Source organism: Arthrobacter sp. IK3 (assembly GCF_051337705.1).
GTDB lineage: Bacteria > Actinomycetota > Actinomycetes > Actinomycetales > Micrococcaceae > Arthrobacter_B > Arthrobacter_B koreensis.
Genome location: NZ_JBPPSW010000009.1, coordinates 86,935 through 112,160, shown reverse-complemented (window position 1 = coordinate 112,160; position 25,226 = coordinate 86,935). Strand labels below are relative to the sequence as shown.

The 25,226-nt window shown below is 65.9% G+C and carries 20 protein-coding genes; 10 read left to right on the top strand and 10 right to left on the bottom strand.

What is annotated here, in order from left to right; genetic code table 11:
* Positions 1-12: 12 nt before the first annotated feature.
* Complete coding sequence (panB, locus tag ACSLGO_RS13170) at positions 13-867, bottom strand: 3-methyl-2-oxobutanoate hydroxymethyltransferase (protein ID WP_152274297.1); 855 nt, start codon at positions 865-867, stop codon at positions 13-15.
* 250 nt (positions 868-1,117) lie between these two features.
* On the opposite strand from panB, the gene ACSLGO_RS13165 reads away from it, so the two are divergent.
* The 4 genes from ACSLGO_RS13165 (at position 1,118) to ACSLGO_RS13150 (ending at position 7,803) form a co-directional block, all read left to right on the top strand.
* Entirely contained in the window at positions 1,118-2,458 is a 1,341-nt protein-coding gene (locus tag ACSLGO_RS13165) for a glutamine synthetase family protein (protein ID WP_325786461.1), read from the top strand.
* Between the two features lie 16 nt (positions 2,459-2,474).
* Positions 2,475-5,495, top strand: coding sequence for a bifunctional [glutamine synthetase] adenylyltransferase/[glutamine synthetase]-adenylyl-L-tyrosine phosphorylase (locus tag ACSLGO_RS13160; protein ID WP_436401271.1), 3,021 nt, complete (start codon positions 2,475-2,477; stop codon positions 5,493-5,495).
* A 125-nt stretch (positions 5,496-5,620) separates the two neighbouring features.
* Entirely contained in the window at positions 5,621-7,078 is a 1,458-nt protein-coding gene (locus tag ACSLGO_RS13155) for an amino acid ABC transporter substrate-binding protein/permease (RefSeq protein ID WP_377956258.1), read from the top strand.
* Positions 7,075-7,803, top strand: coding sequence for an amino acid ABC transporter ATP-binding protein (locus ACSLGO_RS13150; RefSeq protein WP_091605599.1), 729 nt, complete (start codon positions 7,075-7,077; stop codon positions 7,801-7,803). The genes ACSLGO_RS13155 and ACSLGO_RS13150 overlap by 4 nt, the downstream gene beginning before the upstream one ends.
* Before the next feature lie 84 nt (positions 7,804-7,887).
* On the opposite strand, the gene ACSLGO_RS13145 is transcribed toward ACSLGO_RS13150, so the two are convergent.
* Positions 7,888-9,024 (bottom strand): serine hydrolase domain-containing protein, encoded by a 1,137-nt coding sequence (locus ACSLGO_RS13145; RefSeq protein ID WP_400503434.1) that lies wholly within the window; start codon positions 9,022-9,024, stop codon positions 7,888-7,890.
* Between the two features lie 129 nt (positions 9,025-9,153).
* Entirely contained in the window at positions 9,154-10,578 is a 1,425-nt protein-coding gene (gene glnA, locus ACSLGO_RS13140; protein ID WP_091605594.1) for a type I glutamate--ammonia ligase, read from the bottom strand.
* Between the two features lie 262 nt (positions 10,579-10,840).
* Here glnA and ACSLGO_RS13135 point away from each other — a divergent pair, with 262 nt between their 5' ends.
* Positions 10,841-11,287, top strand: a complete 447-nt coding sequence (locus tag ACSLGO_RS13135; RefSeq protein WP_091605591.1) for an RDD family protein — start codon at positions 10,841-10,843, stop codon at positions 11,285-11,287.
* Positions 11,288-11,364: 77 nt separating this feature from the next.
* On the opposite strand, the gene ACSLGO_RS13130 is transcribed toward ACSLGO_RS13135, so the two are convergent.
* The 3 genes from ACSLGO_RS13130 to lipB form a co-directional block, all read right to left on the bottom strand.
* Positions 11,365-12,117 carry a DUF4191 domain-containing protein gene (locus tag ACSLGO_RS13130; protein WP_091605586.1) on the bottom strand — a complete coding sequence of 251 codons (753 nt, stop codon included), beginning with the start codon at positions 12,115-12,117 and terminating at the stop codon, positions 11,365-11,367.
* A 94-nt stretch (positions 12,118-12,211) separates the two neighbouring features.
* The gene (gene lipA / locus ACSLGO_RS13125; RefSeq protein WP_091605583.1) at positions 12,212-13,216 is read right to left on the bottom strand and encodes a lipoyl synthase; all 1,005 of its coding nucleotides are present in this window, start codon (positions 13,214-13,216) and stop codon (positions 12,212-12,214) included.
* Positions 13,213-13,929, bottom strand: a complete 717-nt coding sequence (gene lipB / locus ACSLGO_RS13120) for a lipoyl(octanoyl) transferase LipB (RefSeq protein ID WP_091605581.1) — start codon at positions 13,927-13,929, stop codon at positions 13,213-13,215. The genes lipA and lipB overlap by 4 nt, the downstream gene beginning before the upstream one ends.
* Before the next feature lie 113 nt (positions 13,930-14,042).
* Between lipB and ACSLGO_RS13115 the strand changes: the two genes are divergently transcribed.
* From ACSLGO_RS13115 to ACSLGO_RS13095, 5 genes are read left to right on the top strand one after another with little or no spacing between them, the layout of a single operon-like run.
* Entirely contained in the window at positions 14,043-15,746 is a 1,704-nt protein-coding gene (locus ACSLGO_RS13115) for a protein kinase domain-containing protein (RefSeq protein ID WP_436401270.1), read from the top strand.
* 10 nt (positions 15,747-15,756) lie between these two features.
* The gene (locus tag ACSLGO_RS13110) at positions 15,757-19,284 is read left to right on the top strand and encodes a S41 family peptidase (RefSeq protein ID WP_436401269.1); all 3,528 of its coding nucleotides are present in this window, start codon (positions 15,757-15,759) and stop codon (positions 19,282-19,284) included.
* Positions 19,285-19,293: 9 nt separating this feature from the next.
* Positions 19,294-19,815 (top strand): universal stress protein, encoded by a 522-nt coding sequence (locus ACSLGO_RS13105; RefSeq protein WP_091605574.1) that lies wholly within the window; start codon positions 19,294-19,296, stop codon positions 19,813-19,815.
* Entirely contained in the window at positions 19,812-20,261 is a 450-nt protein-coding gene (locus tag ACSLGO_RS13100; RefSeq protein WP_277665285.1) for a fluoride efflux transporter FluC, read from the top strand. The genes ACSLGO_RS13105 and ACSLGO_RS13100 overlap by 4 nt, the downstream gene beginning before the upstream one ends.
* Positions 20,258-20,635 carry a fluoride efflux transporter FluC gene (locus tag ACSLGO_RS13095; RefSeq protein WP_277665284.1) on the top strand — a complete coding sequence of 126 codons (378 nt, stop codon included), beginning with the start codon at positions 20,258-20,260 and terminating at the stop codon, positions 20,633-20,635. Before ACSLGO_RS13100 ends, ACSLGO_RS13095 begins: the two co-directional genes overlap by 4 nt.
* Before the next feature lie 33 nt (positions 20,636-20,668).
* Here the strand turns inward: ACSLGO_RS13095 and ACSLGO_RS13090 are convergent, their stop codons facing one another.
* The 4 genes from ACSLGO_RS13090 to lpdA all read right to left on the bottom strand — a co-directional run bounded on the left by ACSLGO_RS13090 (position 20,669) and on the right by lpdA (position 25,043).
* A complete protein-coding gene (locus ACSLGO_RS13090; protein WP_263128802.1) occupies positions 20,669-21,097 on the bottom strand; it encodes an OsmC family protein in 429 nt (142 codons plus the stop codon).
* A 202-nt stretch (positions 21,098-21,299) separates the two neighbouring features.
* Entirely contained in the window at positions 21,300-21,647 is a 348-nt protein-coding gene (locus ACSLGO_RS13085; protein WP_091605563.1) for a hypothetical protein, read from the bottom strand.
* Positions 21,648-21,795: 148 nt separating this feature from the next.
* Entirely contained in the window at positions 21,796-23,544 is a 1,749-nt protein-coding gene (gene sucB / locus ACSLGO_RS13080; protein ID WP_386887980.1) for a 2-oxoglutarate dehydrogenase, E2 component, dihydrolipoamide succinyltransferase, read from the bottom strand.
* Between the two features lie 116 nt (positions 23,545-23,660).
* Positions 23,661-25,043, bottom strand: coding sequence for a dihydrolipoyl dehydrogenase (lpdA, locus tag ACSLGO_RS13075; RefSeq protein ID WP_091605558.1), 1,383 nt, complete (start codon positions 25,041-25,043; stop codon positions 23,661-23,663).
* Positions 25,044-25,226: the final 183 nt, after the last annotated feature.

The following is a 25,226-nucleotide window of genomic DNA, read 5'->3' as shown; positions in this document are numbered from 1 at the left end:
CGTCCGCAGCTGCTAGAAGCTGTGCTCCGGGCCCGGGAAGGTGCCGCTTCGAACCTCGTCCGCATATTCACGGGCAGCGGTCGACAGTACCGAGCGAACGTCAGCAAAGGCCTTGACGAACCTGGGAGCCTTGCCCCCGCGCATCCCCGCCATGTCCTGCCACACCAGAACCTGACCCGTGGTGGCGTTTCCGGCGCCGATGCCAATGGTCGGAACGCGCACGGCCGCGTCAACTGCTGCCGCGACGTCGGCAGGAACCATTTCCATCAGCACGCAGAACGCGCCCGCGTCGGCCAGGGCCGTGGCATCGTCAATTACCGCCTGCGCCGCGTCGCCGCGTCCCTGCACTTTGTAGCCGCCCAGTGCGTGCTCGCTCTGCGGAGTGAAGCCGACGTGCGCCATCACCGGAATGCCGGCGGCCGTCATGGCGCGGACGTGGTCCGCGTAGTGCGCGCCGCCTTCCATCTTCACGGCCTGCACACCGGCTTCCTTCATCAGCCGCACCGAGGACTCGATGGCCTGGGCCGGGGACACCTCGTAGGAACCAAATGGCAGGTCGCAGACAATCAGTGCGCGCTTTGCACCGGCGGAAACCGATTTGGCGAAGACGATCATCTCGTCCAGCGTGATGGGCAGCGTTGTTTCGTGCCCCATCACGTTGTTGGCCGCAGAGTCACCGATCAGGAGGGTCTCAATGCCCGCCTCGTCGAAGATCTGCGCGGTGTACTGGTCATAGGCCGTGAGCATGGCGAACCTGCCGCCGGTGTCCTTGAGCTGCTGGAGGTAGGAGGTGCGTACCCGCCGCGGCGGCACCGGTGCCTTGCTTTGTTCGGTGCCGTACGGTTTGGGCTGTTCAGCGCTGGTCATTCTTCGAGACTACTAAACGTTGGGCCGGCCGGGCCGGACCGGCTTTATGTCCTGCGCGTAATGTGCGGAAGGCACACCCGCTCCTGGGCCGTAAAAGGGCAGTTGGCTGGGTAGAGTAATTGCAGGCTGCGCGCACTGCCGAGCGAGCCTGCCCAGCAGCATGGCCCCATCGGCCGGACGCTGCCGTCGGGAGCCCGCAGGACGCCCGATCCGGAACCGCCAAAGCGAAGTACAGCGAAAGAGGTTAAGCATGAACCGCCAGCAGGAATTCGTTCTGCGTACGATCGAAGAACGCGACGTGCGGTTCGTGCGGCTGTGGTTCACGGATGTTGTGGGTTCGATGAAGTCAGTGGCCCTGGCACCGGCGGAAGTGGAAGGCGCGTTCGACGAGGGCCTTGGCTTTGACGGTTCCTCGATCGAGGGACTGGCCCGGATCTTCGAGTCGGACATGCTGGCCCAGCCGGACCCTTCCACGTTCCAGATCCTGCCGTGGCGCGGTGACGAGGAGCAGACCTCCCGGATGTTCTGCGACATCCTCACCCCGGATGGCCAGCCTTCGGCTGCGGATCCCCGCTACGTGCTCAAGCGGCAGCTGGCGAAGGCCGCGGACATGGGCTTCACCTGCTACACCCACCCGGAGATCGAGTTCTACCTGCTGAAGTCGGACCAGCCGGGTCCCGACGGCGAGCCGGTCCCTGTGGACCGCGCCGGCTACTTCGACCACGTTCCCGGCGGCGTGGCCCAGGACTTCCGCCGCACGGCGGTGTCAATGCTGGAAGCCGTGGGCATCTCCGTCGAGTTCAGCCACCATGAGGCGGGCCCCGGCCAGAACGAAATCGACCTGCGCTACGCGGACGCCCTGCAGACCGCGGACAACATCATGACGTTCCGCACCGTGGTCAAGGAAGTCGCCCTGATGACTGACTGCTACGCAACCTTTATGCCGAAGCCTTTCTCCGACCACCCGGGCTCGGGCATGCACACGCACTTCTCCCTGTTCGAGGGCGACACCAATGCTTTCTTCGAGGCCGGCGCCGAGTTCCAGCTCTCTGCCACGGCACGCCAGTTCATGGCCGGAATCCTGCGCCACGCGCCGGAGTTCACCGCCGTGACCAACCAGTTCGTGAACTCCTACAAGCGGCTCTGGGGCGGGGGAGAGGCACCCAGCTACCTGTCCTGGGGCCACAACAACCGCTCTGCCCTGCTGCGCGTGCCGCTGTACAAGCCGGGCAAGGGACAGTCTGCGCGGATCGAATACCGCGGCATCGATTCGGCGGCCAATCCCTACCTCTCCTACGCCGTCCTTCTGGGCGCCGGCCTGAAGGGCATCGAGGAAGGCTACGAGCTGCCGCCGGGAGCCGAGGATGACATCGAGTCGCTGAGCGCTGCTGAGCGGCGCGCCATGGGGCACGCACCGCTTCCCTCCAGCCTCCATGACGCCATCCGCGTCATGGAGGACTCGGAGCTGGTCGCGGAGATCCTGGGCGAACAGGTCTTCGAGAACTTCCTGCGCAACAAGCGGGCCGACTGGAATGAATACCGCCAGCAGGTCACCGCCTTCGAGCTGAAGAAGAACCTCAGCATCCTCTAACGGAAGCCGATTGCCGATGAGCCTGACCAGACGCCTGATCGCCGCCGGATTCACCGACCTCGAGAAAAGCGAACGGTTCCTGGCCGCGCCGGAACTCGCCGGGATGGACCAGGAGCGGCTCTTCTCCGGGTTCGTCCGGTCAGCGAACCCTGACATGGCGCTGCAGTCCCTGGTTCGGCTGCTCGACCGGATTCCTTCCCTCGCCGAGCTGGTTGCCGGGGAGCAGGAAGAAGGCGAAGCGCTTTTCCGGGTGCTCGGGGCGTCCGAGGCGCTTGCCGAATTCGTCATGCGGCACCCGGAGAATGCGGAGCTTTTCCACACCGGACTGCGTGCCGAACCGGGCCAGGTTCCCGCCCGCACGCTGCGTGCCTCGCTGCTGGAGTCGGTGCAGGCAGGCTCCGGTCCGAATCCCGTGGCCCGCCTGACCGGCCCGGAAGCGTACGTGCAGCTGCGCACCAGGTACCGGCGCCACCTTCTCGACCTGGCGATCCGGGATCTGGGCGCTGCATCGCCGGAAGACACCATGCCCGCCGTCGGGCGCGAACTGGCAGACCTGGCCGGGGCAGCCCTGGAGGCAGCGCTGGCGGTGTCCCGCGCCGAGCTGGCGGAGGGCGCGTTTGACGCGGCCGACGTCGCTGCGGTGCGCCTGGCCGTGATCGGCATGGGTAAGTGCGGTGCAAGCGAGCTCAACTACATTTCCGACGTCGACGTCATCTACGTGATCGACGCACCGGACCTGGACGAGTCCCTCGCCGGACGGATCGGCACCGCGATGGCGGCGGGAATCTCGCGGGTCATCAACGCCTCGGCCCCGGAACCGGGCCTGTGGGAGGTTGACGCCAACCTGCGGCCTGAGGGCAAGGACGGTCCGCTGGTCCGTACGCTGGACTCCCACCTGAACTACTACCAGCGGTGGGCGCAGACCTGGGAGTTCCAGGCCCTGCTCAAGGCCCGTGCCGTGGCCGGAGACGCGGCGCTGGGACGGCGCTACGAAGATGCCGTGGCCCCGCTGATCTGGTCCAGTTCGGAGCGTGACGGATTCGTTGAGTCCGTCCAGGCAATGCGGCGCCGCGTCACGGACCACATTCCGTCCCACGAGGAGAACCGGCAGATCAAGCTCGGCAAGGGCGGGCTGCGGGACGTCGAGTTCACCGTGCAGCTGCTGCAGCTGGTACACGGCAGGATCGACGAGACGCTGCGGGTCCGCACCACCACGGCCGCCATCGCAGCGCTGAGCGAGGGCGGCTACATCGGCCGCGGCGACGCGGCGGACCTCGACGCGGCATACCGCTACCTGCGGGTCCTGGAGCACCGGATCCAGATGGTGCACATGCGCCGGACCCACCTTATGCCCGAATCCGAGCCGGCCCTGCGCGCCCTGTCGAAGTCTTCGGCAGGTGCGCTGGCGCTGGTCCGTCCCAGCGCCGAGCGGCTGCTGGAAACCTGGCAGCGGACCAAGCGGCTGGTACGGCGCCTGCACGAGGCGATCTTCTACCGACCTCTGCTGGCTACCGCAGCGAACCTTTCCGAGGCCGAGGTGCGGCTCAGCCCGGAGGCCGCCCAGGCCCGGCTCGCGGCCCTGGGCTACGCCGACCCGCGCGGCGCGATGAAGCACATCGAGGCCCTGACCAACGGCATTAGCCGCCGGGCCGCCCTGCAGCGCCAGCTCCTCCCGGTGCTGCTGGGCTGGCTGGGCGACGGCGTGGATCCAGACGCCGGGCTGCTCGGCTTCCGCAGGCTCAGCGAATCCCTCGGTGACAGCCACTGGTTCCTGGGCATGATCCGTGACTCCTCGGCCGCGGGGGAGCGGCTCTGCCAGATCCTCACGTCCTCCCGGTTCATCAGTGAGCTGCTCGAGGTTTCGCCCGAATCAACTGCCTGGCTGGGAACGGACAAGGACCTTCAGCCGTCCAGCTTTGATTCGCTCTGGCAGGAAATGCGCGCCAAGATGTCCCGGCATCCGCGTCCCGCCGAAGCTGTCCGGCTGATCCGGCTGATCCGCCGCCGGGAGATGCTGCGTATCGCCCTGGCGGACAGCGCTGGCCTGCTGAGCCAGGAAGAAGTGGGCCGGGCCCTGTCAGACAATGACCGTGCCGCAGTCCTCGGCACGCTGCATGTGGCTGAGAACGAGGTCTACGCCGGGGAGGAACAGCTCACCGACGTACTTGTGGTGGCCATGGGACGGCAGGGCGGACGCGAAATCGGCTACGGATCCGACGCCGACGTGCTCTACGTGCACCGGCCGCTGCCCGGCGCCGACGCGCAGGCGGCCCAGGGACAGGCAGAGAAGATCGTCCAGCTGGTTTCCTCGCTGCTGCAGCAGCCGTGCCGTCCGGCCGTCCAGGCTGAACGGGTCCTGGAGCTCGACGCCGCCCTGCGGCCGGAAGGCCGGCAGGGGCCGCTGGTGCGCAGCCTCGATTCCTACGCCGGGTACTACGAGCGGTGGTCGCTGGCCTGGGAAGCGCAGGCATTGCTGCGGGCCCGGCCGATGGCCGGAGACGACCGGCTGGGAGAAGACTTCCTGTCCCTGGTCGATCCGATCCGCTATCCGGAGAACTTCGCCGAGTCCGACGTCCGGGAGATCCGCCGAATCAAGGCCCGGGTTGAATCCGAAAGGCTGCCGCGCGGAGCGGATCCGTCCCGGCAGCTCAAGCTGGGGCGCGGCGGGCTCAGCGACGTCGAGTGGCTCGTCCAGCTCCTGCAGCTCCAGCATGCGCACGCATACCCGGCCCTGCGCACCACGGCCACCCTTCCTGCGCTGGATGCCCTGGCCGAGGCCGGCTTCCTTCCGGAGCAGGATACGGCCGTCCTGCGGGAGAGCTGGCTGCTGGCCAGCCGGATCCGTTGTGCAAATGTGATTCGGGGCGGCAGGAACCCGGATGTGCTGCCATCTTCGCGCCGGGAATTGGAGGCCGTTGCCCGCTGGTGCGGCTACGACGCAGGTCAGGGCGCTGTTTTGGAGGAAGACTACCTCCGGATCACCCGCCGGGCACGCGGCGTTTTTGAACGCTGGTTCTACGGCTACGGGGTGGGTTGAGGCCCGTTTGGAGGCCCTTCGGTAATTTCAGTGCCCGCTTTCCTAGTAGGCTTTTTGATGGCGTTTGCTGCGCATCGCCGCGAACCATTAGCTAGGAGATGTTTACTTTGCACAGTGGCAAACGGGTGCCTAAGGGCCCCGCCTCACTCGCGGTTCCCCTCACCTCCCTGCTGGCAGCGGTTGCGCTGCTGCTGGGAATTCCCGCATCCGGGGCCTTCGCGGCCACCTCCCCGGACGCCGGTGGGGCGGCCGGCAAGACCTACACGATCGGTACTGACACTACCTTCGCGCCTTTCGAATTCCGGGAGAACGGCGAACTGGTCGGTATCGACATCGACCTGATGAACGCAATTGCCGAAGACCAGGGCTTCTCGGTTGAGATCCGCTCCCTCGGCTTCGATGCTGCGCTTCAGGCGCTGCAGTCCAACCAGGTGGACGGCGTGATTGCCGGCATGTCCATCACCGAAGAACGCCAGAAGGTCTTCGACTTCTCCGACCCGTACTTTGAGTCCGGTATCCAGATGGCCGTCGCGGAGAACAACAACGACGTCTCCGGCTACGAAGACCTTGAGGGTAAGCGGGTAGCCGTCAAGACGGGCACCGAAGGCCAGGCCTTCGCGGACTCCATCAAGGACCAGTACGGCTTCGAGGTCGTCGCCTTCGCCCAGTCGGCGCAGATGTACGACGACGTCAAGGCCGGCTCCTCCGTAGCCGTCTTCGACGATTACCCGGTCCTTGCGTACGGCATCAAGTCCGGCAACGGCCTGAAGACCGTCACCGAAAAGGAAGTTGGTTCCTCCTACGGTTTCGCCGTGAACGCGGACACCAACCCCGAACTGCTCGAGGCGTTCAACGCCGGCCTTGCAGACCTGCGCGAATCGGGCGAATACGACGAGATCCTTGACCGTTACCTGGACGCCGGTGCGGCTGATTCAAGCTTCTGGTCCCTGGTTACCGACAACGCGCCTGCCTTCGCCAAGGGCCTCGGCCTGACGCTGCTGGCGACCGCGCTGTCCCTGTTCTTCGCGCTGATCCTGGGCGTGATCTTTGGTTTCTTCAAGGTCAGCTCCAAGGTGGTGCTGCGCGGCATCGCCACCACCTACGTATCGATCTTCCGCGGCACCCCGGTGCTGGTGCAGGCGTTCTTCTTCTACTTCGGCCTGCCGCAGATCATCGGCCAGCCGGTTGACGTGCTGACTGCCGGTGTCCTGACGCTGAGCCTCAACGCCGGTGCCTACATGACCGAGATTGTCCGCGGCGGCATCCAGTCCGTGGACCCCGGCCAGATGGAAGCAGCCCGGAGCCTTGGCCTTGGCTACGGCAAGACGATGCAGAAGATCGTTATTCCGCAGGCCGTGAAGATCATGACGCCGTCCTTCATCAACCAGTTCGTCATTACGCTGAAGGACACGTCGCTGCTTGCCGTCATCGGCTTCGCGGAACTGACGTACCAGGCACAGCAGGTCTACGCGGTGAACTTCCGTACCGCAGAGGTACTGATCATCGTCGCCGCCCTGTACTTCATCGTCATCACGCTGCTTACCAAGCTGGCGGACGTCCTGGATAAGAGGTTCAACAAGTGAGCAAGATCCAAACCATCGGCCTGCGCAAGTCCTACGGTCCGGTCGAGGTCCTGAAAGGCCTTGACGTTGCCGTAGCCGAGGGCGAAGTGGTCTGCGTGATTGGCCCGTCCGGTTCCGGCAAGTCAACCTTCCTCCGCTGCCTGAACAAGCTTGAGGACATTACCGGCGGCAAAGTCGTCGTAGACGGCTTCGACCTCACCGATCCGAAGGTTGATCTGAACAAGGTCCGCCAGCACATCGGCATGGTCTTCCAGCACTTCAACCTCTTCCCGCACATGTCCGTGCTGGAGAACATCATGCTGGCCCCGGTTGAACTCAAGAAGGGCTCGAAGGCTGAAGTCCGCCGGAACGCCCTGTCGCTGCTGGAACGGGTGGGACTTGCCGACAAGGCCGATGCCCGCCCCGCGCAGCTCTCGGGCGGCCAGAAGCAGCGTGTGGCTATTGCCCGTGCCCTGGCCATGAAGCCGGACGTCATGCTCTTTGACGAGGCAACCTCCGCCCTTGACCCGGAAATGGTCGGCGAGGTTCTCCAGGTCATCCGTGACCTGGCCAAGGAAGGCATGACGATGGTTGTCGTCACCCATGAGATGGGCTTCGCCCGTGAAGTAGCGGACCGTGTGGTCTTCATGGCCGACGGCCACATCGTGGAGGAAAACGCCCCCGAGGCACTGTTCGGCAATCCGCAGTCCCCGCGGCTGCAGGACTTCCTGGCGAAGGTCCTCTAGAGCCCCAGTCCATGACGACGGCGGTGCGGTGCGTGGTCTCAACTGCCAGGCGCGGCGCCGCCGTCGTGCGTTGGGCGCCCGTGGCTAGCCGCTGGAACGGAGGGCACCGCGCACCCGGCCCAGGGGTTCCCAGAACCAGTCAAAGCTGTCCTGCGGGCCGGACATAAGGCGCTGGGTAAAAACCACACCAATGTCTCCGTTCGGATAGACGGCGGCGCTGGTCCCGGAACCTCCCGCCCAGCCCCACATTCCGGGCTCGGACCAGGCGGCACCGGGTTCGGTCTGCACGGCCGTCATGTAGCCCCAGCCCTGCCCGGGCCCGGCCATCTCGGTGAGCCCGGCGCGCTGGCTCCCGGTTAGATGATCGGCGGCCATCGAGGCTGCGGTGCCAGCCGGGAGCAGCACGTCGTCGGTCAGCGCGGACAGGAAGGCGACATAGTCCGGAACGGTGGAGACCATGCCGCCGCCGAGGGATTCGAACTGCGGCGGGGCGCTGAAGGCGTCCCGGTAGGCCCCGGCCTCCACGAGTGCCCCGTCCTCCTCCTGATAGACGGCAGGGAAATTTTCTTCACCGGTGGGGAAACCGGTGCCGTCCAGGCCGAACGGGCCGGTAATCCGCTCCACCAGCAGCTGCGAAAGGGGTTTGCCGGCGATCTTGGCAAGCAGCACCGAAAGCAGGTCCGCGCCCGAGTGGTACATCCAGCGCTGGCCCGGTTGGGCGGCAAGCGGAAGCTCCGCCAGACGGGCCAGGTAGGTGTCAGGGTCCATATCCGGGGGATTGGGGCCCCAGAGCAGTTCACGGGTGGCCCTGGAGTAGGGTGTGTCGCCGAAATCGATGCCGAAGCCGGCGGTGAGGGTCAGCAGGTGCCGCAGCGTTACCGGCCCGCGTACCGGAACGGTGACGGAGAGCGGGGCATCCGGCGACGCCAGCACCCGCAGGTCTCCCAATCCGGGCAGCCAGCGCGAGATGTCATCGTCCAGGGTCAGCCTGCCCTCCGCCACCTGATCCAGTGCCAGCGCACCGCCGACCAGCTTGCTCAGTGAGGCGATGCGGAACGGCGTGCCGGGCAGGACCGGTTCGGTCCCCTGCACGTCCAGTGTTCCGAACGCCCTGACTTCGGTCTCGCCGCCGATGCGGACCCCCGCAGCGAGTCCCGGGCACCACCCCGATTCAACCTGGGAGGCGAGGCTGTCCCACAGTGGCTGCAATGATCCGGGCATGGGTCCACCGTCCACCTGAACTCCCGCAGGGTCAATGCCCGCCGGCGACGGAAACAAAAAAGGCCCGCACCGCTGCCGGAGCAGCTGTGCGGGCCTTTTCGGCTGCGGCTGGGTTAGCCGCAGGAGATGCTAGACGCCGTAGTAGAGCTCGAACTCGAAGGGGTTCGGGCGCAGGGAGAGCGGGAAGATCTCGTTCTCACGCTTGTAGGTGATCCAGGCATCGATCATGTCCTGGGTGAACACACCGCCTGCCTGCAGGAATTCGTTGTCTGCCTCGAGTGCATCCAGTGCTTCCTCGAGGGATCCCGGTGCCTTCTGGATGTCTTTGGCTTCCTCGGCCGGGAGCTCGTAGAGGTCCTTGTCGATCGGGTCTGCCGGCTCAATGCGGTTCTTGATGCCATCGAGGCCTGCCATCAGCTGGGCGGCGAAGGCGAGGTACGGGTTGGACGAGGGGTCCGGTGCGCGGAACTCAATGCGCTTGGCCTTCGGGTTGGAACCGGTGATCGGGATACGGATACCGGCGGAGCGGTTGCCCTGCGAGTACACCATGTTCACCGGAGCCTCGAAGCCCTTGACCAGGCGGCGGTAGGAGTTCACCGTCGGGTTGGTGAAGGCCAGGACGGCAGAGGCATGCTTCAGCAGGCCGCCAATGTACCAGCGTGCGACGTCGGAAAGGCCTGCGTAGCCCTTCTCGTCGTAGAACAGCGGCTCGCCGCCGTTCCAGAGCGACTGGTGGCAGTGCATGCCCGAACCGTTGTCGTTGAAGACCGGCTTGGGCATGAAGGTGGCGGACTTGCCCCAGGCATCAGCGACGTTCTTGACGATGTACTTGAACTTCATCAGGTCATCAGCCGCGTGGGTCAGCGTGGTGAACTTGTAGTTGATTTCGGCCTGGCCGGCGCCGCCCACCTCGTGGTGGGACCGCTCGACCTCGAGGCCGGCGTTGTCCAGCTCCACGCAGATGGCGTCGCGCAGGTCAGCCTGCTTGTCCACCGGCGCAACGGGGAAGTAGCCGCCCTTGAACGGCGTCTTGTTGCCCAGGTTGCCGCCTTCTTCCTCACGGCCGCTGTTCCAGGGAGCTTCGATGGAGTCGACCTTGTAGAAGCTGCCCTGCGGGGCGGACTCGTACTGGACGTTGTCGAAGATGAAGAATTCGGCCTCGGGAGCGAAGAACGCGGTGTCGGCGATGCCGGTGGAAGCCAGGTAGGCCTCGGCGCGCTCGGCTACGCCGCGGGGATCGCGGTGGTAGGGCTCGCCGGTGCGGGGGTTCACGATGGAGAAGTTCAGTGCAAGAGTCTTCTCGATGCGGAACGGATCAAGGAAAGCGGTGGTTACGTCGGGGATCAGCTGCATGTCCGACTCGGCGATTCCCTGGAAACCGCGGATGGAGGAACCATCGAAGAGCTGGCCGTTGATGAAGAAGTCGGCGTCCACGGACTTGGCCGGAACGTTGAAGTGCTGCTGCACGCCGGGAAGGTCGGTGAACCGGATGTCAACGAACTTCACATCTTCGTCAGCGATGAACTTGAGGACCTCGTCCGCATTCTTGAACATCGTGTCTATGCTCCTTATACATGTTTGGTTGGAAGGCCTCGGGCGGTGGACCTGTCCGTGCGCCAGCTGGGAATTCCCGCAGGATCCGGCAACTGGAAATAGTCTAGGAGCAGCCCATTAACCGCCCGTGTCACCAATGTTTCGGCGACGTTACGTGCACTGTGCTCCTGCCTCCACCCTAGCCTGTGCGCCCCGCCACAGGCATAATCCGGCGCTTCACGAACCGTCGGACGCGCTCCGGGCAACCCGGTAGTCTTAAACGGTGGTTGACAGAAGAAGCTTAGGTTCATGGCTCGAAGGCCCCCCGTCAGACGAAGGCAGCTGGCCGGGCCGGCGCCTCGGAAGGCCGCCCGGCGGACCGGGCTCCATTGCCCGGGTCGGACCCCGGCTTGGGGCGCTGGTCATCGACTGGGCGATCGCCTCGGTCATTGCCTACGCGTTCTTCGGCGGCACTGAGCTTTCGATTCTGCTGGTCTTCGCGGTTGAACAAATCGTGCTTGTAGGCCTGCTGGGTTACAGCATCGGCCACCGTGTCTTCAGCCTGCAGGTCCAGAAACTGGACGGCAGCGCAGCCGGCCCCCTCGCCGGCGTCGTCCGTACCCTGCTCCTCTGCCTGGTGATCCCGGCCCTGGTCTTCGACGCCGACCAGCGGGGCCTGCACGACCGGGCCATGAAAACCGTCCTCGTCAAGGTCAAGCACGGACGCTGAACCCCGTCGCAGGCCCGCACGCCAGATAAGGAACGCCCCCGGCAGATTGCCGGGGGCGTTCCTTATCTGGCGTGGGCTTAGCGGCCGCGCGCGGCCTTGCGGTCCGGGCGCGCCTTGTATGGATCGATTCCCTTCGGGATGGGCAGTCGCTGGCCAATCGCGGAGAGGCGCTTGTTGACCGCCTGGACTTCCTGCTTGGTGAGGGACTTCTTCAGCTTCTTGACCTTTTTGGCCACCTGCTGCAGCGGAACCTGTCCTTCGCCGCGGCCGGTCTGGATGACGTGGACCGGCACGTTGGGAACAATGCGGTTCATCTTGCGGCGTTCGCCGTCCACCAGGGCCTTGACCCGGTTGGCAGGTCCTTCAGTGACCAGCACAATGCCGGGGCGGCCAATCGCGCGGAAGACTGCGTCCTGGGTGCGGGGGCTGACGGCCACCGGCTGCTCTTCGAGGATCCAGCCGCGGCGCAGGACGGAGAGTGCAGCACCGGAGGCGCCGGGCTGGCCTTCGATCTGTGAAAAGGCGGCACGTTCCGCGCGGCGGGAGAGGATGAACATGGCGGCCAGCAGACCGAGCGGGATCGCGATGATGAGCATCGTAATCCAGTTGTCGATCAGGAACCCGATGATCAGGCCGAGGGCGATGATGCCGAGGAAGGCACCAACCATCCGCCAGATAACACTGGGATCGTTGCGCCGGGTCATTTTGAAGACATCGGCGATCTGTTTCATGCGGCCGGGCTGCTTGTTCTTCTTTTCCGCCTTCGGCTTGCGGGAGAAGAGGCCGCGGCGGGCGCCCTTGGATGCGTCGGAATCAGTGCTGTTGGCCATAATGCGTCAATTCTACGTGATGACGGCCCGGCGCTTTCTCCCGATGACAACAGGAAGAAAGCGCCGGGCCGCTGAACGGTGGAGGTTGCCCGGATTACTGCCGGGCCAGGACGGCGGATGCCTCCTGGGCGGCGGTCCCGGAGTCTTCGATGTGCGCCAGGTTGGGCGGCAGTACCCTGCCCTTCTTCCGCATGGCGCCGGCCCACAGCCGGCCGGCACGGTAAGAGGACCGGACAAGGGGCCCGCTCATGACGCCCAGGAAACCAAGTTCCTCGGCTTCGGCGCTCAGTTCAACGAACTCCTCGGGCTTAACCCAGCGGTCAACCGGCAGGTGGCGTTCGCTGGGGCGCAGGTACTGGGTGATGGTCAGCAGGTCGCAGCCGGCGTCGCGCAGGTCCCGCAGCGCGCCGGAAATCTCCTCCCGCGTCTCGCCCATGCCCAGGATCAGATTGGACTTGGTAACCATCCCCAGCGCCTGGCCCTGGGTGATGACGTCGAGGGAGCGCTCGTAGCGGAACGCGGGACGGATCCGCTTGAACAGCCGCGGCACTGTCTCCACATTGTGCGCGAAGACTTCAGGGGCTGCGTCGCAGATCGCCTGGATGTGCTCGGGCTTGCCGGAGAAGTCCGGAATCAGGATTTCGACGCCGGTTCCCGGGTTCACTGCATGGATCTGGCGGATCGTTTCGGCATACAGCCAGGTGCCCTCGTCCGCCAGGTCATCGCGCGCTACTCCGGTGACTGTGGCGTAGCGCAGGTTCATCGACTGGACCGACCGGGCAACCTTCATCGGTTCCATGCGGTCCAGGGGAGAGGGCTTGCCGGTGTCGATCTGGCAGAAGTCGCAGCGGCGGGTACAGTCCGAGCCGCCGATGAGGAAAGTGGCTTCCTTGTCTTCCCAGCATTCGAAGATGTTGGGGCATCCGGCTTCCTCGCAAACCGTATGGAGGCCTTCCTTCTTCACCTGGCCCTTGAGGTGCACATACTCGGGACCGATGTTCACCTTGGCTTTGATCCAGTCGGGCTTGCGCTCCACCGGAACGGCGACGTTTCGCTGCTCGATGCGCAGCAGGCGGCGGCCTTCGGGGGCAAGTGTCACGTCACGGCTCCTTGTGTTTCTTCGACTGTGCCGGCGGCCGCTGGTGCGGACGCGGCGGCTCCGGGACGGCTGGTGAGCCCCCCGAGGGTACGCATGAGTTCCTCCTCGACCCGCTGCACGACGGCGGCGGGGGTCACCAGGGTTCCTGTTTCCTGGCTCAGGGAGGTGGTTCCGGCGTCCGTGATGCCGCAGGCGATGATCTGGGCGTAGGGTGCCAGGTCGTTGCTGCAGTTCAGCGAGAAGCCGTGCATGGTGACGCCGTGGTCCACGCGGATCCCCACGGCGGCTATCTTGCGGTCCTGGGCGTTGTCCGTGCCGGTGATCCAGACTCCGGATCGTCCCTCGACGCGCCGGCCTTCGACGCCGTAGCCGGCCAGCACCGCAATGAGCGCCTCCTCGAGTGCAGCCACATAGTCCACCACCAGGACGGGGTCCGGCAGCTTAAGAATGGGGTACCCGACGAGCTGTCCCGGACCGTGCCAGGTGAGTTTGCCTCCACGGTCAACACTGACAACCTCCGTGCCGTCGAAAGGGCGCTCGTGAGGTTCGGTGCGGCGGCCCGCCGTGTAAACAGGCGTGTGTTCGAGCAGGAAAACGGTGTTCGGACGGCTGCCGTCCCTCACCTCGGAGTGGGCCCTGCGCTGGAGGTCCCACCCCTCCCGGTAATCCAGGTAGTCCGGAGCAAGGCCCACGCGCAGAAACTGCAAATCCATACCGGCTACCCTAGCCGGGATTGTGACCGAAAGCGGGCATGATTCACGTTATGTTTCGCCGGGCCTGTGGATAACTTCTGCGCGAGTGCGCCGAAAAGGCTAGAAATATCGGCATGCAAATGGTCCAGGACCCGGACGTACCCGGAGAGGATGAAGAAGATTCCCCGCCCAGGCCGGTACTCCCTGATCCGCAGTGGCACGTAGGCCGCTGCCTGGGGAAGGGCAGCAGCTCATCCGTGTGGCTGGTGGAGCGGCCGGTGGACCGGAAACGGTACGCCCTGAAGGTGCCGCTCGGCCGGGATGCGCTGTCTGATGGTTTTGAAATCCGCCGGGAGCTGGGCATCCTGTCCAGATACCGGCATGAGAACCTGCTGGGCGTCGAGGGTGTCCTGGCCACGTCCCAGGGCCACGGACTGCTGCTGGAGTACGCTCCCGGTGACAGCCTGGCCCGGCTTGTGGCCGCCCGGGGAGTCCTGAGCGCCGGAGAAACGGTCACTGTGCTCGTCGCCGTGGGGCGTGCGCTCGACTGCCTCCACGCTGACGGCGCAGTTCACGGAGATGTATCTCCGGGCAACGTCCTGTTCACTGCCAACGGCAAGCCGCTGCTGGCTGACTTCGGTACGGGCAGGCTCCTGGCCGAACCGGGACGGGGAGGCACCGGGACTCCGGGCTTCAGTGCACCCGAGACGGCGCTCCAGGCTGGGGAACCGGGGGAGGGGCGCGCAGGTGACGTGTTCGCCCTGGGTGCGTTGGGCTGGTTCATGCTCACCGGCCGCCCTCTGGTTCCCGGATTGCGCCTTCCGCTGAGTGTTCTGCTTCCGAACCTCCCGCCGGCGCTGCGGGACCTGGTGGATTCGGCCCTGGAGGAGGCCCCGGAGTTACGGCCGGCGGCCGGTGACTTCGCCGCCCGCGTGCTGCGGGCCTGCCCGCCGGAACCGCTGGACCTGCTCCCGGCCGTGCACCCCAGCATTGCCGCGGAACTGCGCACGCGCCGCACCTCGCCCCCGGCCAGGTCCCGGCGGAGGCGCAGCCCCGGGCAGCGGAAGGCGCGGCGTTCCCCGCGGGCTCCCTGGGAAGAACCGCTGCGGGGCACGCGGGCAGCCCCCGGGGGCAGCGCACGGAAGACCCGCCGCGGTGCCGGAAAGACCGGCGGCTGGCTGATCGCGGCTGCCCTGCTGGTGGGCGCTACGGCGGTGCTCGGAGCCATTGCGGTCCTGGCGCCTGAGGTGCTGCGCCCGGATGGCGTTAGGTCGGTCCCCGCCGCAGGGCAGGTCCAGGAGACTGCCCCTACCGGTCCCGGCCCCGAAGGCCCTCCACGGGCCGAACCTCCGGCGGCGCAGCTGCAGCCTGCCCAGGGTGAATCCGAACCGACACCCGGGGAGCTGGCTGTCCTTGCCGGAGATGATCCGCTGGCCGCGGCAAAAGTGCTGCCCGTGCTCCGGGCCCGGGCGTTCGCCGCGGGAAACCCGGAGCTTCTTGGATGGGTCAACCAGCCGGGCTCCGAGGTGGAAGCGGCAGACCTGGCAGCAGTCAGGGCCCTGCAGGAACGCGGTGAGCGTCTCGAGGGGCTCACCGCAGCCGTACTGGATGCCTCCGCTGCGTCCCCTCTTTCCGGGGAACGCGTCCGGATAGCGGTCTCCGCTGAACTCTCGGCCTGGACACAGGTCCGCAGCGACGGGACCCAGGCCGCGGATCCCGGCGCGGAGCAGCGCCAGGAAGTGCTTCTTGAGCTGCAGCGGAGCGGAGGCAGCTGGCGGATCGCCGCAGTGCTGCCCGCGGCGGCAAGCCTTCAGGAGCCCTCGGTCACCAAAAGATAGGATCGGGGGTATGAGTTCAACTCCGTATCTTCGCTATCCTGACCTGCACGGTGACCGAGTGACCTTCGTAGCTGAGGACGACGTGTGGGTGGCGCCGGTCTCCGGCGGCCGGGCCTGGCGGGTTTCCTCCCTGCAGCTGCCGGCCCGGAACCCGAAGTTCTCACCGGACGGTTCGAGGATCGCCTGGAGCGTGACGCAGGGATCTGCCCCTGAAGTAGTGACCGCCGATACTGACGGAGGAGACTTCCGCCAGCTCACGTTCTGGGGCAACCAGAGCACGACGGTTCGGGGGTTCGCTCCGGGCGGGGCCGTGATCGCAACGAGTCCCTTCGAGTTCGAGGACTTCCGGCTGCGCTGGGCCTACGAGGTGCCGCTGGACGGAACCGCGCCGCAGCGCCTTCCCTACGGCCCGGTGGACACCCTGGCCCACGGGCCCGTGCTCGGGGACGAACGGCCCCTGGTCATCGGTTCGGTGCTCAGCCGCGAGCCCGCCCGCTGGAAGCGGTACCGCGGGGGAACCGCCGGAAAGCTCTGGATCGACGCCGATGGCAACGGCGAGTTTGTGCGCCTGGTTCCGGAGCTGGACGGCAACCTTGCCTACCCGATGTGGGTCAATGGCAGGATCGCTTTCTTCTCCGACCATGAGGGTCACGGCAACATCTACTCCGTAACGCCTGCCGGCACCGGACTGCGCCGGCACACAGATTTCCAGGACTTCTACGTCCGGCACCCCTCATCCGACGGTACCCGGATCATCTTCGAATCGGCGGGCGCGCTGTGGGTCCTTCCGTCCCTCGACGCCGAGGCGGAACGGCTGGACATCACCCTGGGCTCGGCCGGGACCAACCGGCGGCCACGTCCGCTCAATGCGGCGCAGCACCTCCGTACGGCATTCCCGGATGCCGGCGGGAAGTCCAGCGTCGTGGAAACCCATGGGACCCTTCACTGGCTCACCCACAAGGACGGCCCCTCCCGGGTCATTGAGGCAACCCCGGGCGTACGCGCCCGGCTCGGACGCCCGCTCCCGGGAGGCCGTGCCGTGTACGTCGCGGACCCGGACAATGAAGAGGCACTGTTCATCAAGGATGTCTTCGCGTCCCTGCCGGCCGCCGGCGATGTGCGCCCGGCTCCCGTCCCTGCCCCGTCACCGGCCACCCAGGCAGCCGCCGAGCCGGATGTGAGTGACCTGCCGCGCCCGGTCTCGGCAGTCAGCCGACCCGCGGCTGGCAGCACGGAAGCCGCTCCGCCCCCCGCTGCACCCGCCGGAGGACAGGACAGCGCCGAAGCGCCTGCGCAGGGCGCATCCGAGGCAGTGCTCGCGTCGCAGGAAAGGGCAGCCGGTTCCGGACTGGTGCGGGTTCCCTTCCCGGCACCGTCGCGTACAGCCCAGCTGATACCCAGCCCGGACGGCAGGCTTGTGGCCGTTGCCACCGAGTTCGGCAAGGTCTACCTCCTGGATGCCGGGACCGCCCAGCTTGTGGAGATAGCAGACAGCGGCCACGGAGCCGTAACAGACCTGGCATTCAGCCCTGATTCCCGCTGGCTGGCCTGGGCTGAGCCCGTCACCGTCCACGGAGCGCGCAGCAGGATCCGGCTAAGGGAAGTGTCCGGCAGCGACACCGCGATCACGGACGTCACCGACGGCAGGTTCCATGACCACAGCCCGTCGTTTACCCCGGATGGAAAGTTCCTCGCATTCCTGTCCGAGCGCAGCTTCGACCCCGTCTATGACACCCACGGCTTCGATCTGGGATTCCCCACCTCCACGAAGCCGTTCCTCGTGGCGCTTGCCGCCGGCACCAACTCGCCGTTCGGCCCCGCCGCCCACGTGGTGGAGGATGCTGCTGCCGACAACACGGAGTCCGACGACCCGCAGGATGCAGAGGCACCAGGAACCGCCGTTGACCTGGAGCGGCTGGCAGAGCGGATCATCGCGGTTCCGGTGCCCCAGGGCAGTTACACCAAACTGCGCGCAGCCGAGGGCGCCCTGCTGTGGCTGGCCGAAGATGTCTACGGCGTCACCGGCGACGGACGGGCCAATTCCTCGGACCGGGCACCGGGCAAGAGGCTGGAGCGTTTCGACGTAGCGGCCAGGGAAGTCTCCGTTCTTGTTCCTGCGCTGGAAGACTACGAACTCTCCCAGGACGCAGGCACGGTGGTCCTGCGCAACGAGCACCGCCTGCGGGCCGTTCCCGCCGGTGCCCGGGCGGACGAGGATTCCCCGGAGAACGTCACCGTTGACCTGGCCAGGATCCGGGTCCTGCTGGAGCCGCTGAAGGTCTGGGGACAGGCGTTCGACGAAGCGTGGCGGCTGCAGCGTGAGTTCTTCTGGACCCCGGACATGGGTGGACTGGACTGGGACGAGGTACACGCCCGTTACCGTCCCCTGGTGCAGAACCTGGGCTCGCATGACGACCTGGTGGACCTGCTCTGGGAGCTGCACGGCGAACTGGGCACGTCCCATGCGTACGTTACGGCCTCCGGTGCCGCGGAAGCCGGGGGAGGTGCGCAGGGATTCCTTGGCGCTGACCTCCGTCCGGGTGCAGGCGGCTGGGAGGTCGTGCGCATCCTGGACCCGGAGTCGTCCGATCCCAAGGCCATTTCGCCCCTGAGCGCTCCGGGAGCGGACGTTCGCCCCGGGGATATCATCACTGCCGTGGACGGACTGCCGGTTCCGCCGGACAAGGGACCTGCCGCGCTGCTGGTGGGCGCCGGGGGCCGCGTGGTGGAACTGACCGTTGTCCGCACTTCAGGCGAGGACGGCCCGCAACAGCGGCGCATCGCCGTCGTTCCCCTGCGCAGCGAGGAGCGGCTGCGTTACCAGAATTGGGTGAACGCGAACCGCCGGGCCGTGCGTGCAGCATCCGACGGCAGCTTCGGCTACCTCCACATTCCGGACATGGTCGCCAGCGGATGGGCGCAGCTTCACCGTGACCTGGACAGCGAGGCGGCCAAGGACGGACTGGTCATTGACGTCCGCCATAACCGTGGCGGCCACACCTCCCAGCTTGTCGCAGAGCTCATCGGCAGGAAGGTCACCGCGTGGATGCTCCCGCGGGGCGAGCAGGCCGGGACCTACCCGGACCAGGCTCCCCGGGGTCCGGTCGTGATCCTCACCGATGAGTTCGCCGGTTCTGACGGTGACATCGTGACGCAGGTGGCTAAGCTGCGGGGAATCGGACCGGTAGTCGGTACCCGGACCTGGGGCGGCGTCGTTGGTGTTGACGGCCGCTTCGACCTGGCGGACGGTACATCGGTCACCCAGCCGCGCTACGCTTTCTGGTTCACCGAGGGTGTGGGCTTCGGCGTGGAGAACCGCGGGGTGGAGCCGGACATCGAGGTTCCATACCCGCCGCACGCCTATGCAGCGGGCGTGGACCCCCAATTGGAGCAGGGTGTGGCGATCCTGAAGGAAATGCTGGCGGAGATCCCCACTGACATGCCGCCTGCCCGGGAAGGCTATCCGAGCCTGCGCCCGGCGCCGCTGCCCCCGCGGCCGCAAACCATACCCGGACGTGGTGGAGAAGAGCGGGTGTAGGGTCACGTGATGGAGACGAACCACGGCGCGGGGCCCGGGCAACCTGTGGTTGTCGGCGTCGCGCCGGGCCAGTCCCCTCGGGTGGTGGGCCAGGCAGCGCGCTTCGCCAGGCAATTCGGGTCCGAGCTGATTTGTGCCTGTGCCAACCCGGCCCGCTTCGCTACCGGCGAGTCTGCGGATGGATCAATGACCAGTGCTTCCCTCGACCCCGATTTTGCCGACGAGGGTGAGGCCGCTTTTGATCCGCAGCTGGCCGCGGATCTGGCCGGCATCCTCGCCGGTACAGACGTATCGTGGCGCACCCTGGCCATCCCCGGCGATGTAGCACATGCTCTGGGCCACCTGGCGAATACTGTCGACGCCGCCATGATCGTTGTGGGTACGCGCGAGCGATCCCTGGGAGGGAGCATCCAGGAGCTGCTTAGCTCGTCCATCGCGGCAAAGCTTGCCCGCGGGCAGTTTCGACCGGTTGTTGTGGTTCCGGTCGGCGCGAAGAACGAGGGAAGAGCTTCAGGCGGGTCGGTCGAGTGAAGGCCTCCGAACGCCCGCCGCACCTGCGCTGGCGGCCTATCGCGCTGGTTGCCGCCGGGGGAACTGCGGGTGCGGCCTGCCGGGAGGCTCTATCCCTGCTGATTCCGCACCTCGGGTCCGTGCCCCTGGCCATCCCGGCAATCAATGTCATGGGCGCCTTTTTACTGGGCTGTCTCTACGAGGCCCTTCTGGGCAGTGAGCGCTCGATCAGCAGGAACCTCCGGCTCCTCCTGGGAACAGGTTTCTGCGGCGGATTTACCACGTACAGTGCGCTGGCCAGGGACACAGCGGTGCTTCTCCGGGACGGTTTGGCCCCTGAAGGCGTCCTCTACGCACTCGGAACTGTCGCAATCGGTGCCTGTGCCACGTGGGCAGGCATAGCCGCCTCCAGCGCAGTTCGACGCCGGTCGCCACAGAGGCCAAGAGAACGGGGTCCCTTGCGGTGACTCCCTGGCTCTTTGTACTTTTAGCAGCATCAGGCGGCGCGGGCGCGGCGCTGCGGTTCGTTGTTGACGGAGTGGTCCGATCCCGCCTCCGGACGACGTTCCAGTGGGCAACGACGATCATCAACGTGTCCGGCTCCCTAGTCCTGGGCGTGCTCACGGGACTCACGGCTGGGCGGATGCTTCCCACTGAACTCGGCATCGTCCTTGGTACTGCTTTTCTCGGTGGATACACCACTTTCAGTACCGCCAGCTATGAAACAGTGCAGCTCATCAGGGAAGGCCGTAAGGCCGCGGCGTTCATCAGCGGTGTCGTGATGCTTGTGGCTTCTGTCGGTGCCGCGATCGCCGGCCTCTGGGCCGGATCGGCACTGTAGCCGTACCCTGACGCCACGGGACGGGCGCCGGCCCTAGGTTTCGAGCGTCGCGTCCATGGTGATGCTAATGCCGGAGAGGGCCTGGGACACCGGGCATCCGGTCTTGGCGGACTCGGCGATGTCCGTGAACTCCTCGGCGGTCAGCCCCGGCACGACGGCGGTGACGCGGAGATGGCTGCCGGTGATACCGGTTCCCGGAACGAAGCTGACCTCCGCGGACGTCTCGATGCGTTCTGCCGTCTTGCCCGCCTCCGCCAGGGCGTTGCTGAAGGCCATGGAGAAGCATGCGGAGTGCGCGGCCGCAATCAGTTCCTCGGGGCTGGTGCGGCCCCCGGACTCCTCCGCACGGGCCTTCCACGTTACTTCGTACGTTCCCAGCTGGGACGAATCGAGGGTGACTTCGCCTGTGCCATGGAACAGGTCCCCGTTCCAGATGGTGTGTGCTTTACGGACAGTAGCCATGGGAGCTCCTTCGGGGCCGGGCGCCGGGCGGGACTGCCGTAGGGCGCTGCCGCCCATCCTTGCAGGCAGGTGGCTCAACTGCCAGACCCCGGCATACAGATACCGGAGACCGGCAGGCCCGGGGACGCATGAAAAAGTTCCTCCCCTCGGAACGTGAGGGGAGGAACCGGTGCGCGATGCCGCGCTGTGGATCAGAGGTCGATTACCACATGGTGGCCAGTGCCACGTTGACCACGGTGAGGATACCTACGCCGTTGGCCAGGACGCCGGAGACCGGCTGGTCCTTCTTGTACTTGCGCTGGCCGATGAAGGCCATGACGGCGATCACCAGCGCGATGACGAGCTTTACGGCCACCTTGACGTGGTTTACCTCTCCGTCACCCATTTCGTTGAGGCCGACCAGCAGGATGCCGGTCACCAGCTGCAGCAGTGCAGCGTGGAACTGGCCCGGCATCACGGTGGGGTTCTTGATCTTGGCGAGCCAGATACCAACGATGGCACCGGCGCCGAGGATGTGCAGGAAGACGAGGAAGCTATGAAGGAAGTCCATGGTTTCGATCTTACCGACAGTGTGTCAGGGGACGTAATTCTTCCGATAACTACTCTACAACGAGTAGAAGTCGGGATGCCGACGCCCAAATAACGCAGCAGGCGGGTGCCCCCGTCGGGGGCACCCGCCTGTCATTGTGTCTTAGCGCCTAGAGGCCCAGGTCGGCTTCGAAGCTGCCTTCTTCCAGGCGTGCCTTCAGGGTCTGAAGGAAGCGGCCTGCATCGGCGCCGTCCACCAGGCGGTGGTCGTACGTCAGGGACAGGTACATCATGGATCGGATGGCAATGGTGTCATTGCCGTCCTCATCCGTGCGGACAACCGGCCGCTTCACGATCGCACCGGTGCCCAGGATTCCCACCTGGGGCTGGTTGATGATCGGAGTGTCGAAGAGGGCTCCGACGCTGCCGATGTTGGTGATCGTGAAGGTGCCGCCGGAAAGCTCGTCCGGACCGATCTTGCCGCTGCGGGTGCGCGCACCGACGTCGGCGATCTTCTTGGCCAGACCTGCGAGGTTCAGGTCCCCGGCGTCGTTGATAACCGGAACCAGCAGGCCCTTTTCGGTATCAACGGCGATCGCCAGGTGCTCGGCGTCGTGGTAGGTGATTTCCTGCGACTCGCTGTCGTAGGACGCGTTGAGCTTCGGGTGCGCCTTCAGCGCCTCCACCACGGCCTTGGCGATGAACGGCAGGAACGTCAGGTTGGCGCCGTTCTGCTCCTTGAAGCCGGCCTTCGCCTTCTGGCGCATCGTGGCGATGCGCGTCATGTCGACTTCCTGCACCTGGGTCAGCTGTGCCGAAGTGTCCAGGGACTCCATCATGCGGCGGGCAATGGTCTGGCGGATCCGCGGTGCCTTGACCGTGGTGCCGCGCAGCTTCGCGCTCTCTTCGCTGATCTTCGCCGGAGCAGCCTTGTCAGAGGACGACGGCGCCGCAGCCGGTGCCGGTTCCTTTGCCTTGGCGGCTTCAGCAGCGTCCAGGACATCCTGCTTGCGGATGCGTCCTGCCACGCCGGAGCCCTTGACGGTGGACAGATCCACGCCGTGCTCATTGGCCAGTTTGCGGACGAGCGGGGTTACGTACGTGCCGGAGCCGGACTCCTCCTTGCCGGTCTCTTCCTTGGGAGCCTCCTGCTTGGGAGCCTCCTGCTTGGGGGCTTCCTGCTTCGGAGCCTCCTGCTTGGGAGCTTCTTCCTTCGGCTCTGCAACCGGCTCCTCGCGCTCGGTCGAAGGAGCGGCAGCCACGGGCTCAGCTTCCTTCGGTGCGGCCTTGGCCGGGGCTGAGGAACCGGAACCGATGACGGCCAGGACGGAACCTACCTCGGCGGTCTCGTCCTCATTGACCTTGATCTCCAGCAGCTTGCCGGCCACGGGGGAGGGGATCTCGGTGTCCACCTTGTCGGTGGAAACCTCCAGGAGGGGTTCATCTACCGCGACGTCGTCGCCTACGGCCTTCAGCCAGCGGGTAACGGTGCCCTCGGTAACGCTCTCGCCCAGCGCGGGAAGCGTGACGTCGGTGCTGTCACCGGAATCTGCTGACCCGGAGTCCTCTGCGGGTGCTTCCGGTGCTTCTTCCTTCGCCTCGGGCTCGGCGGGAGCCTCTTCGGCTTCCGGCGCCTCTTCCTGTGCGGGCGCGGAACCGGAGTCGTCAGAGGAGGACCCGGAGCCGTCGCCAATGCGCACCAGCGCTTCGCCGACCTCGGCGGTCTCATCCTCGGCCACGAGGATCTCCTCGATGACGCCTGCAACCGGAGACGGGATTTCGGTGTCTACCTTGTCGGTGGACACCTCCAGCAGGGGCTCGTCAACGGCGACGGTATCGCCTACCTGCTTCAGCCAGCGGGTTACGGTGCCTTCGGTGACGCTTTCACCAAGGGCGGGTAAGTTCACGGTTTCAGACATATTGTCCCCGTTTCTCCTTGTTAGTTCTTTGACCAGCCGTGCCGCTGGTGCTGGTTGGTTTGAAGCCTAGTGCACCCGGCGCCGCTGGCGCCGGATGCACCGGGAAACTCTTCGCTCTAGCCGTGCAGCGGCTTGCCGGCGAGTGCCATCGCGGCTTCGCCAAGGGCTTCGTTCTGGGTGGGGTGCGCGTGCAGCAGGCCGGCCAGGTCTTCCGGGTAGGCTTCCCAGTTCACGATCAGCTGTGCCTCACCGATCTGCTCGCCGATGCGGCCGCCGATCATGTGGACGCCAATGATGGGGCCGTCCTTCTCGCGCACCATCTTGATCAGGCCGGAGCTGCCCAGGATGGAGGTCTTGCCGTTGCCGGCCAGGTTGTATTCCTGGACCTGGACATTCTCGGCACCCAGCTTTTCCTTTGCCTTGGCCTCGGTCAGGCCCACGGAAGCGATTTCGGGCTCGCAGTAGGTGACCTTGGGGATGTTGACGTCTTCGACGACGACCGGCTTGAGGCCGGCGATTTCCTCGGCGACGAAGATGCCCTGCTGGAAGCCGCGGTGTGCCAGCTGCAAGCCGGGAACGATGTCGCCCACGGCGTAGACGTTGCCGACGCCGGTGTGCAGCCGCTCGTTGGTGATAACGAAGCCGCGGTCCATGGTCAGGCCGGCCTCCTCGTAACCAAGGTTGGCGGTAACCGGTCCGCGGCCGACGGCGACGAGCAGCAGCTCGGCTTCGAAGGTCTTGCCGTCGGCGAGGGTGACGACGACGCCGTCGTCATTCTGCTCCACCTTCTCGAAGAAGATGCCCGTGCTGAACTTGATGCCGCGCTTCTTGTAGGCACGCTCAAGGTTCTTGATGATGGCGGCGTCTTCGTTGGGGACCAGCGACGGCAGGCCCTCCACGATGGTGACGTCGACACCGAAGGAGTTCCAGACGGACGCGAACTCGACGCCGATTACGCCGCCGCCGAGGATCACGGCGCTCTTGGGGACGTAGTCCAGGGTCAGTGCCTGGTCGGAGGTGATGACGCGTCCGCCGATTTCCAGGCCCGGCAGGGAGCGGGAGTAGGAGCCGGTGGCCAGGATGATGTTGGAGCCGGTGTAGGTCCGGCCGTTGACCTCAATGGTCTTCTCGCTGGTCAGGCGGCCTTCACCCTCGATGACGGTGATGCCCTTGGACTTGATCAGGCCCTGCAGGCCGCGGAACTTGCCCGCAATGATGTTGTCCTTGTAGGAGTTGACGGCGTTCATGTCCACGGAGTCGAAGGTGGCCTTGATGCCGTACTTCTCCGCAGTCTTGGCGTTTTCAGCAATTTCGGCTGAGTGCAGCAGTGCCTTGGTGGGGATGCAGCCGTTGTGCAGGCAGGTGCCGCCCAGCTTCCCCTTTTCGATCAGCCCAACGGAAAAGCCCAGCTCCACGGAGCGGAGTGCCGCGGCGTAGCCGCCGCTGCCTCCACCGAGGATCAGGATGTCGAACTCTTGCGCAGTTGCCTCTTCGGCCACGTGGACGCTCCCTCGCGTAATCTGTTGACGCACTGATGGCGCGTCGGTTAGTGATTCGGGCGGTTGTGAATAGGTTTCACACTATCGCCCAGTTTCCCCGGCATCCACTCGGTTAAGTGGGCCGGAAGGCGAATGTAACCAGAAACACGCGCAACAAATGCCCCTTTAAGTTGCACGCATAAC

Excerpts from the sequence above, each read along its gene's own strand:
- panB (WP_152274297.1), bottom strand. The coding sequence starts at position 867 with ATGACCAGCGCTGAACAGCCCAAACCGTACGGCACCGAACAAAGCAAG.
- ACSLGO_RS13165 (WP_325786461.1), top strand. The coding sequence starts at position 1,118 with ATGAACCGCCAGCAGGAATTCGTTCTGCGTACGATCGAAGAACGCGAC.
- ACSLGO_RS13160 (WP_436401271.1), top strand. The coding sequence starts at position 2,475 with ATGAGCCTGACCAGACGCCTGATCGCCGCCGGATTCACCGACCTCGAG.
- ACSLGO_RS13145 (WP_400503434.1), bottom strand. The coding sequence starts at position 9,024 with ATGCCCGGATCATTGCAGCCACTGTGGGACAGCCTCGCCTCCCAGGTT.
- glnA (WP_091605594.1), bottom strand. The coding sequence starts at position 10,578 with ATGTTCAAGAATGCGGACGAGGTCCTCAAGTTCATCGCTGACGAAGAT.
- ACSLGO_RS13130 (WP_091605586.1), bottom strand. The coding sequence starts at position 12,117 with ATGGCCAACAGCACTGATTCCGACGCATCCAAGGGCGCCCGCCGCGGC.
- lipB (WP_091605581.1), bottom strand. The coding sequence starts at position 13,929 with ATGGATTTGCAGTTTCTGCGCGTGGGCCTTGCTCCGGACTACCTGGAT.
- ACSLGO_RS13115 (WP_436401270.1), top strand. The coding sequence starts at position 14,043 with ATGCAAATGGTCCAGGACCCGGACGTACCCGGAGAGGATGAAGAAGAT.
- ACSLGO_RS13110 (WP_436401269.1), top strand. The coding sequence starts at position 15,757 with ATGAGTTCAACTCCGTATCTTCGCTATCCTGACCTGCACGGTGACCGA.
- ACSLGO_RS13105 (WP_091605574.1), top strand. The coding sequence starts at position 19,294 with ATGGAGACGAACCACGGCGCGGGGCCCGGGCAACCTGTGGTTGTCGGC.
- ACSLGO_RS13090 (WP_263128802.1), bottom strand. The coding sequence starts at position 21,097 with ATGGCTACTGTCCGTAAAGCACACACCATCTGGAACGGGGACCTGTTC.
- ACSLGO_RS13085 (WP_091605563.1), bottom strand. The coding sequence starts at position 21,647 with ATGGACTTCCTTCATAGCTTCCTCGTCTTCCTGCACATCCTCGGCGCC.
- sucB (WP_386887980.1), bottom strand. The coding sequence starts at position 23,544 with ATGTCTGAAACCGTGAACTTACCCGCCCTTGGTGAAAGCGTCACCGAA.